The 4121-nt window shown below is 36.8% G+C and carries 3 protein-coding genes; 1 reads left to right on the top strand and 2 read right to left on the bottom strand.

From position 1 onward, the window contains the following. Positions 1-1539, top strand: a 1539-nt coding sequence (locus tag AC1DSL_RS16200; protein WP_477532980.1) for an efflux RND transporter permease subunit, incomplete at its 5' end; no start/stop codon positions are given. A 355-nt stretch (positions 1540-1894) separates the two neighbouring features. On the opposite strand, the gene AC1DSL_RS16195 is transcribed toward AC1DSL_RS16200, so the two are convergent. Next, entirely contained in the window at positions 1895-2044 is a 150-nt protein-coding gene (locus AC1DSL_RS16195; protein WP_016429071.1) for a hypothetical protein, read from the bottom strand. A gap of 352 nt (positions 2045-2396) precedes the next feature. After that, positions 2397-3629, bottom strand: a complete 1233-nt coding sequence (gene sstT / locus AC1DSL_RS16190) for a serine/threonine transporter SstT (RefSeq protein ID WP_477532979.1) — start codon at positions 3627-3629, stop codon at positions 2397-2399. Positions 3630-4121 lie beyond the last annotated feature (492 nt).

Here is a 4121-nt window from a genome sequence, read left to right as displayed (position 1 = left end):
GTAGTTACATGGTCCTTAAATCATAAATGGATTGTTTTCACGATATCCATCCTCCTTTTCATCGGATCCATAGGCACTTATTTTTTCATTCCAAAAGGTGCAGTTGACAGCTCCTCTGCTGACTATGTCCTGACCACGCTGAGTTACCCGAATGATACGCCAGTGGAAGAAGTAAAGGAAAAGACAATTGAATTTGAATCATCCATTCGAGATATGGATGAAGTTAAACATGTGTTTTCACAGGTAKGTTCTCCAGCTGAAGCTGCTCAATATGGCTATGTTGGATCACCGACAGAAGCGTCCTTCAGTATTTTATTAGACGACAAAAATGATACAGACTTCATAGTAAAAGAAATATTAAAGAAAAAGGATCAATATCCTGATGCCCTTTTAGAAGTAACAACAGCCTCCTTTATGATGGGAGGAGCAGGCACAAATATCACCATTGATGTAGTCGGTGAAAATTTGGCAGAGCTTGAAGAAGTGGCAACCAATATTAAAGAAAAAGTGGAAAACATTGAGGGTGTCGAGGAAGTATCGACCAATCAAGACGAGAAGAAAACTGTACACTCCCTTGTTGTAGATCCAACAAAAGGAAATACTGAACAAATCGCGCAGCAGTTGGGTGTGATGTTAAATAAAACACCAATTGGAACGATTAGTTTAGATAACCAGCAGAAAACTGTATTCCTGGAACCTCTCCTGGATACGGATACACCTGAAGACTTGGAGAATATACCAGTCATGACCGATTCCGGTCTTGTGCCAGTATCATCCATTGCTACTTTACGAAGTGAAGAGCTTTCAACCAATCAGTTTCATAAAGATGGGGATGCCTACCTTCGTGTCACAGCATCCGTTGATCCTGCAAAGCTTTCTGAAATCTCGAAAACAATCAATCTAGAGATTTTCGGCGATCAAAAAGACAATAAAGGCATGGATCTACCAGAGAATGTTGAGGTTCTAGTAGGTGGATCAAGTAGCCAACAAGCAGATGATTTTACAGATTTATTTCTAATAATGCTTGTTTCGATCGGAATAGTATTTTTAATTATGGTCATCACATTTAAGTCGATCAGAGCACCAATCGCCATTCTTTGCTCTCTTCCACTTGCTGCGATTGGCGCAATTTCAGGAATCCTCATCAGTGGAATTCCAGTTGATATCACAGCACTACTAGGGGCATTAATGTTAATTGGTATCGTCGTAACAAACGCGATTGTTCTTCTAGACCGAGTAAAACAAAATGAACAAAAAATGATTATACGTGATGCTCTAGTGGAAGCGACAGCAACAAGGATGAGACCGATTTTCATGACTGCGATTGCAACCATCTGTGCGATGCTTCCACTGTTACTAAAACAAGCCGAAACAGGAAGCTTAGTATCACAAAGTCTTGCTATTGTTGTGATTGGTGGGCTTGCCTTGGCAACCGTGCTGACCCTAATCGTGATTCCTTGTATGTATGAATTGCTTTACTTTAGAAAATCTAAGAAACAGCGCATGAATCAAACAACTGACCAAGATATTTCAGTATGAAATTAATATTACCAGTCACACCTTCCATTATGATGTGAATAATAATGGATCGTGTGACCCCATAGCGTGAGACAAACAAAACACCTTTAAGTTGAAAACGGGTATTGAATACCTGAACCAACTTTGAGGTGTTTTCTATTAGTAATAAAAAATTTAATATATCCCTAACCATTATGTTCAAATCAAAAAAACACGTCTTTCGATATAAATCGAAAGACGTGCATGATGGTGATTAAATCCATCAACATGAATCATGTAAATGGAGATGGCGGGAATCGAACGCGCGTCCAGAAAAAAAGAACTTCGAATAAGAAAAACATAGGGAGATTTTAGTCTTCCTATGTTTTCATTCATATTATTTATCTGTTTGTTTTTGCTTTTTTTTCAAATACTCCGCACGTATTTTTTCAAGTTGCTGCTTTTTATCAAATTTGGCAGGCTTGTGTTTTTCATGATACTTTGCCACAGCCACCTGACCTTTGGTATCCAATTGATATTTCCCCACTTTGTTCACCTACTTTTCTTGTCTTTAAAGAGAATCTATTCAACAAATATAATATACCTTATTTTACTGAAGTAAACCTTTTTACTTTATTAGTGTACTGCCTAACCTTGCATATATCAGTAAAAACTTAGTAAAATAATTCATAGCCAAATGGTATTCATTACTACCACTAACCAGACACATGGCGGATAAATCATAACACAACCAAAAAGCCACGATCACCGAGTCATCCTCGGTAATCGCGGCTTTTTATATCTTCATTAGTCGAATTCAATCAAATGAATACCTTTATGGAGCATTAGGTCAGATCAATAGTTAAGCTTCTATATTCTTTTTACTAGAGTCGTAGATCCTAAGATTTCATAGAAACTACTGTACCTTCTTTACGTTCTTTAGCATACTCAGCTGTAGCTGTGAACAGTACGTCAGAAGAAGAATTCAGTGCAGTTTCACAAGAATCTTGAACAACACCGATGATAAAACCAACACCAACAACCTGCATTGCAATATCATTTGGAACTCCAAATAAATTACATGCTAGTGGGATAAGTAATAGTGATCCGCCAGCAACACCTGATGCACCTGCTGCAGAGACAGCTGCTATAACAGAAAGCATTAATGCAGTCACAAAATCAACTTCAATACCAAGCGTATTTACTGTTGCAAGAGTTAGTACAGCAATTGTAACGGCTGCACCAGCCATATTAATTGTAGCACCTAGAGGGATTGACACTGCATAAGTATCCTCATCTAAGCCTAGTTTTTCACATAATTTCATATTTACCGGAATATTTGCAGCTGAACTACGTGTAAAGAATGCCGTAATACCACTTTCTCTTAAAACCATTAAAACAAGTGGATAAGGATTTTTGCGCGTATAGATGAATACGATTAGCGGATTCACTACAAGTGCGATAAACAACATACATCCAACTAGAATTAAAATTAATTTACCGTAATCAAGTAAAGCAGAAAGACCACTTGTTACAATTGCACTAAAAACAAGCCCCATAATACCAAGCGGTGCTAAATTAATCACCCATTGTACAACTTTAGTGATTGCATCCGAAAAATTACCTAACATGTCTTTCGTATTTTGATTCGCATTTTTTAATGCAATCCCAAGAACGATTGCCCACATTAAAATACCTAGATAGTTAGCATTTACTAATGCATCAATTGGATTAGCAACTAAGTTAAATAGTAATGTTTGAATAACTTCAACAATACCTTCTGGTGGAGATATGTCTTCTGCTCCTGCTGTTAGTGTTAATGTAACTGGGAACATAAAACTTGCAACTACAGCGACAGCCCCAGCTAGGAATGTACCAATAGCATAAAGACCAAGAATCGATTTCATATTCGTTTTCTTACCACTTTTATGTACGGCAATCGCATGCATCACTAAGAATAATACTAATATTGGTGCAACTGCCTTTAATGCACCGACAAATAAAGAACCGAAAATGGAGATCCAACTTGCGGCTTCAGGAACCGTTAAAGCTAAGATAAGACCGACAATAATACCGATCATAATCCTTTTTACTAGGCTCACTTCATTCCATTTAACAAATAAATTTTTCATTCTACTACCCCCCAAAATTTTCTTAAAACACGCATAAAAAACGCACAATCACTTCTCCTCGTTAAAATAATGTGTACTTATTTTAACTTTAAATAGACTGATATTTTATTCTATCACAAATTTTTAGAATGTTATATCGATTTTTTTTGTTATCTTTTGGGATTTCTTATGAAAACCGTCCTTGTGTTAGCTGCAATTTTGGGAGCATATGGACAGGTAAAAAAGCCTCAATCCTGAATTATCCTCAGTAATTGTAGCTTTTAAAATTCATAGTGTTTGTTCCCTGGGTAAGAAACAAGCTTGAAAATCATAACCTTCACGTTTGCTTGAATTAACATGAATATTTCTAATATAGGGTAGTTTTATTAACTAAAATCTTCACTTGGGACTGTAAATTCTGCATCGAGAACAGAAATGACACTTCCAATATTTTTACTCACTGGTGTTTCATCACTATGTACTGGTTTGTCCCCTTCCCCATTCCCCCTATCT

The organism is Paenisporosarcina sp. P4_D4 (assembly GCF_056401835.1).
This window is presented reverse-complemented; position numbering and strand designations above follow the sequence as displayed.